Annotated in this window: 3 protein-coding genes and 1 pseudogene; all 4 read left to right on the top strand. The window is 37.7% G+C overall.

Annotation, left to right across the window (positions count from 1 at the left end; all coding sequences use genetic code 11):
• Window positions 1-134: 134 nt before the first annotated feature.
• Window positions 135-279 (top strand): annotated as a pseudogene (locus tag NG821_RS12255) (IS982 family transposase); the annotation flags it as partial.
• A gap of 619 nt (window positions 280-898) precedes the next feature.
• Window positions 899-2,356: a tyrosine-type recombinase/integrase gene (locus tag NG821_RS12250; protein ID WP_252761945.1), complete on the top strand. Its 1,458-nt coding sequence runs from the start codon at window positions 899-901 to the stop codon at window positions 2,354-2,356.
• Window positions 2,357-2,457: 101 nt separating this feature from the next.
• Window positions 2,458-4,128, top strand: a complete 1,671-nt coding sequence (locus NG821_RS12245; protein ID WP_252761944.1) for an RNA-binding domain-containing protein — start codon at window positions 2,458-2,460, stop codon at window positions 4,126-4,128.
• Window positions 4,129-4,532: 404 nt separating this feature from the next.
• Window positions 4,533-5,210 (top strand): hypothetical protein, encoded by a 678-nt coding sequence (locus NG821_RS12240; RefSeq protein ID WP_252761943.1) that lies wholly within the window; start codon window positions 4,533-4,535, stop codon window positions 5,208-5,210.
• Window positions 5,211-5,624 lie beyond the last annotated feature (414 nt).

Below are 5,624 nucleotides of genomic sequence, written 5' to 3'. Positions count from 1 at the left end.
CATTCAGCCGCACTTGCACACCAACAAGTGCTATCTTTTCTTTTGTCTTAACTCTGTTAAGTTATTAAAAACAATTAAAAATAGCCCCTTCCCAATAGGTGGGGCACAAAATATTTACGTATGAAAAGTTGTGTATGCCGCTAATTTTTAGCAAATTATTAGTGTTAAAGCTGTTAATTTCAAATCATCATATGTACAACTTATATACAAAGTACGTCAAAATCCTTGAGATATGCAAACAATTTTCGAAGAATCATTGTAAATGAGCAAGGAAACATATTCGCAGAACACATGCTATTTTGGCTACAAACTCCATGCTAACTGTGGGTTAAACGGTGTAATCCATTCCTATCTTTGAGAGCAGTGCGCATGAATCTTTCCAACAACCATGGCAGACTGGTGTGGGATTTTGGATAATTCCCTGAATTGTAGTCCAGCGTCCAATAATTGGGAAAATTCTGGAAAAGTTTCTGCAATGGAAGCAAAGATAAAGACAGAATATGAATGTGGAATATTCCGAAAAAAAAGATGAGAACTCTGTTTCCAACTTTGACAAGGAAATAAAGCACTTAAAAGGAGGATAACGATTTCTAGCTACAATTACTATCAGTTTTATGGTCGCCCCGTGTTCGTAAATAAGACAAAAGGAGTTACAAAATTTCTGTAACTCCTTGATACCTGTGTGGACCAGATAGGACTTGAACCTATGACCTCCAGATTATGAGTCTGTTGAAATATGGTTTTATAAGATTTTATAAAATTTTTATTTTGAATATATTTGCCTGATATTCAATAATTTACTATCTTTGCTTCAAAAATATGAAATCTTGTAAAATGGCATTAAATGAGCTTTGGTGTTCGCATGGTGTTCGCAAGATAATGTAAAAAGTCGAGAAAAATGAAGGCTTTAAAAACATCAATCAACTGCAATCGGGTTGGAAATTGTTCGCTTACTCTCGTGCTGGATAAGCGTACTAATAAAGAGACGACAGAATATCCTATGGCTATCTGTTTCACAATAGACAGGAAGCGGTATTATCATAAACTGGTAGATATGCCTTTTCAGACTGAAAAGTATTTCAATGGTGTTTGTAGTGTAACTAGTTCTCGCAGTTCACTTATGGATGTCTATAAGGATTGGCAGGGAATATTAGAGGATTTTCGAGATAAGGTCGTGAAACTAAGTAAGTCTCATGAGCTGACTGTTGGATTGATCAAGACTATGTTGTCGGGAGTGGAATATCAAGACGAGCACTCGTTGTCTTTTATTGGCATGTGGGAAGGACTTATTGCAAGGTATAGGGCCGATAATAGAGTGGGCACTGCAGAGAATTACCAGTGGGCTCTAAATTCTTTCTTGAAGATTGTTGGCAAAGTGGAAGGATTCAAAATTGACAAGGATATTGTTGCGAAGTGGAATGATGGAATGAAAAATGGTATTGTGGTTGATGGGACCTTAACTGGCAAAATAGCTGATGCAACACGTGGTATGTATTTAAGAACCTGCCGCGTCATTTGGAACGAATGCATTAAACGAGGATTTTTGTCTGCTGACAAATATCCATTTTCTAATAAGGATAATGATCTTATATCTATTCCTCGAGGGAAAAGGCGGCAGCAATCTTACTTGAGCGTAGAAGAAATGACGGAGTTATATCAGGTTTTTGCGGAGAAACGATATCCTAATTCATGGGATAAAGACTATAAAAAGCGAGTACATAATTCGCTGGGATTATTCCTCGCTCAATACTTGTGCAATGGTTTTAATCTCGCGGATGCAGGACGGTTGACTTATAACCGTACTTATTTCGCAGAAGGTGGGCGTGCATTTGAGTTTATGCGCAAGAAAACGTCTGCACGAAGCAACAGTATGTCGGTAGTCGTTGTCCCTATTATCCAACCGCTTCAATTCATACTGGATGAAATTGCAGCCAAACCAAGGAAGGATGCCTATGTGTTCCCTCAAATATTCCATTGCGAGGAGAATGAACTTGTAAGAAGAAGATTGACTGTACAGGAAAATTCCAATATTAAAGATCGTGTAATAAGAGTTTGTAAGGAAGTCCTGAAATGGGATAAAGAACCATCTGGTACATGGGCACGGCATTCTTTTGCCACAAATCTCAAACTTGCAGGAGTGGAAGAACTTTATATTGCAGAGAGTATGGGACACTCACAAGGGAATGATGTTACCAGTGGCTATCAAGATATGTACCCATTGGAAATCCGCTTTCGAAACAATGCCAAGTTGCTAGACTTCCAATCTGAGCAAGTGCCTATTGATATAGACAGTTTGTCGCCCGAGCAAATGAAATCATTACTCAAAACGATGTTAAGACAAACTCCTGAGGTTTAGGTCGTGGAAAGGAGAATGTCTTGAAGATATTAAGAGGTAATGGATCTTATTCAACTTTTCTTTTGTACATTTGTGATATAAAAGCCTAGCATTAAGACAATATGACAAAGCAAGAAATATCAGAATATATTCGCATCCAGTATCCTAAGGAGAATGAAGGATGTGAGTGGAAAGAATATAAAAACCTGCAAAATAGCCTTTGTGGACATGAAGGCGATGATGTGGTTTCTTATGTGTCTGCCATCGCTAATATGAATGGAGGGGCCATCATTATTGGCATCCAAGATAAAACTTTTGAGGTAATAGGCATTCAGAATTTTGGCAATTACACTATCGAGTCTGCAAAAGCAAAGATCGCAGAAAGGTGTCGGAATCTTCCAACCGAGAATCTGAATATTGATGAGCTAAGGGCAGAAGATACTGGCGCTATTGTTTGGATAATTACTATTCCTAAGCATAAAGCCAAGCTACCTGTTTATGCCCATAACAAAGCATGGCAGAGGATAGGTGATTCTCTGTATGAAATGAAGGATGATAGACTACAAGCCATACTGTCTGAACTTGTGATTACGGAGGATTGGAGTGTTGAGATTGTTGATAATGCCACTATTGATGACCTTGAACCGGAGGCAATAGAAAAAGCACGGAAGGAATACCTCATCCGCAACCCATATCGCAAAGCTGAAATATCGGCATGGGATAATTCGAAGTTTCTGGATAAGGCCAAAGTGACTATCAATGGTAAAATTACAAGGGCAGCTCTTGTTCTGCTAGGAAAAGAGGAGAGTGAACATCTTCTAAATCCTTACGTGGCTTGTATTCGTTGGTCTCTTCGCGCTGCCGTTTCTATGCAAAACAAAGATTATGAGATCCTGCCGATGCCTTTGTTGTTGAGTGTTGATCGATTATATAATAAGGTCCGCAATGTGAAATATCGCCTTGTTCGTCCAGATTCTCTTTTCCCTGATGAGATGTTACGCTATGACATGTTTAATATCCGTGAACCTTTGAATAATGCCATTGCTCACCAAGATTATACAAAGTGTGCACGCATTGAGGTCGTGGAATATGAAGATGATCATATCATCTTTCAGAATTACGGGGACTTCTTGCCACAAAGTGTGGAAAACGTGGTAACCAAGGACTGTCCGGAATCCGTTTACCGCAACCGTTTCCTTGTTGAAGCTATGCGCAATCTGAATATGATTGAGACAGAAGGTGGTGGCATCAAGAAAATGTTTGAGAACCAACGGGTAAGGTCGTTTCCTATGCCCGAATATGATCTCTCTGATGGCAAGGTTCGGGTGACTATCACAGGAAAGGTGATTGATGAAAATTTCGCACGTATATTGACGGATAATCCTGATTTGAGTCTTGAAGATATTATGTTGCTTGACAAAGTGCAGAAAAAGAAGTCCATTCTTGACGACCAAGCAGCTTATTTGAGGAAGAAGAAATTTATAGAAGGTCGCAAGCCACACTTCTATCTAGCCCATAAAGTTGTGTCAAGAACTAAAGATACAGGCTTGAAGAGTCAATATATTAAGAACCGTAGCTTTGATGATGAATACTTCATGAAACTGATTGTGGAGTATCTGAAGAAATTTGGAAAAGCTTCACGTAAAGATATCGAAGGCCTGTTGATAAACAAGCTGTCCGATGTTTTAAATGATAGACAAAAGGCGAACAAGATAGACTATCAATTAAAGAAATTAAAGAAAAACGGGAAGATAAAATTTAACGAAGATAAATTTTGGGTGCTGATTCCGTGACTTTTGACACTCTTAGGAGTGTAAATGTGGAAAATATACTCTTTCTTAATTCTTCTCTTTTAAATAATGACAAAGAAAGGGTGTCCGGGAGATAAAAGAGTAGAAAATAAAAAGGCAACCTGTTGCTCTTATATGTTCTTTTTTACGAAGGGGAATAAAATGGAATGTCAAAAAAGATAAAACTGTATATAGCGTTTGAGGAGAATATTTTCTCTATTACCTGGATTCCGGTGAAATTTCGACGAACATTCCGTGAGAATTCCGTGACTTTTCTGCAAAAATTCCGTGACTTAACTATATAACTGCTTGATTAATAGCCATTTCATGATGTTTGGTTTCTGCTAAATTTCCGTGAGAATTCAGCAAGATTCCGTGGCTTTCTGTAAAATTAAGATAGTAAAAAGATGAAAACAAACGATAAGACTTTCAAGGTGTTTATATATTCTGGCTTTGGAGTAACTTTTCCAATAGTTGTTGTGGCGGTTGCCATGCTATTGTCTGGCTATCATATATCTTCTGAAACGAAATTTTGGCTGTGGTTAATAGCTATTGTCTCGTTTCTGGTGATGATGTTGTCTCTAATTAGAATCCTCTGTGATTTCATGCCGATAGATAAGTGGATGGGACGTTTACGAAAACAGAGTCATTCGAGATCTCTAATTACTTTGGAAAAAACTGTAGATTTATCAACAGAAAGTCAACAAACAGAAGTCTTAAGAGCTGACATCGCAGAGGTGGATAGTTCTTTGAAAGCATATTTCATTCGCCAGTATGTAAACAAAGTCTATGTCGATAAGCCTGTGTATGAAACCTATCAAGAACTCTTCAAAGAGAATAATGGAGGGAAGAATGTCGTTTTGGCTTTCTATTGTGGCGCTGATTCCAACATGAACTGGTTAATATCCATTCCTCCTCATGCTGAAGCTACTAGGTTGTTTGGGGAGAAGGTTGTTGGCAGCAAGAATAATTACAGTGTACAGAAGAGTAATCTTCGGCCTGGTAATCTTGATGATAAAAAGTTGGTGGAAATAAGGGCTATGAAACAATTGATGAAAAAGATTATGGCACATTTGCAAGAATAATCTTTGACAGTATATTAGCGACCTCCATCAGTTCATTCTGTTGGAGGTTTTTTTATGGAATATAATAGAATTTTTTAGTATCTGATGGTACACGTTCTCGAACATTGAAGAACTACAAAGAACTTTATTGTAATTTATTGTTTTATAGAATCTTATGTTTGGTATTGTATGATTGTATGACGTAATTTTACATTGTGCTTTACGGGACGGTTCCTTCCATCGTAACCTGATAAGCAACGCCAACAAACGTCATGGAAGGTGATGGTGAGGTTGGTTAATGTAAAATTTATGGTTCATCCGACAAATGCGTAGGTGTAAATTAAAATACGACTAAAAAAGAAGATAGCCAGGTTTTTTTGCTACCTTTGGTTTATCACAACAAAAGAATAGTAAAATGAATCCCAGCTATCTATA

This window comes from Segatella cerevisiae (assembly GCF_024054555.1).
Taxonomy (GTDB): Bacteria; Bacteroidota; Bacteroidia; order Bacteroidales; family Bacteroidaceae; genus Prevotella; species Prevotella cerevisiae.
This window is presented reverse-complemented; position numbering and strand designations above follow the sequence as displayed.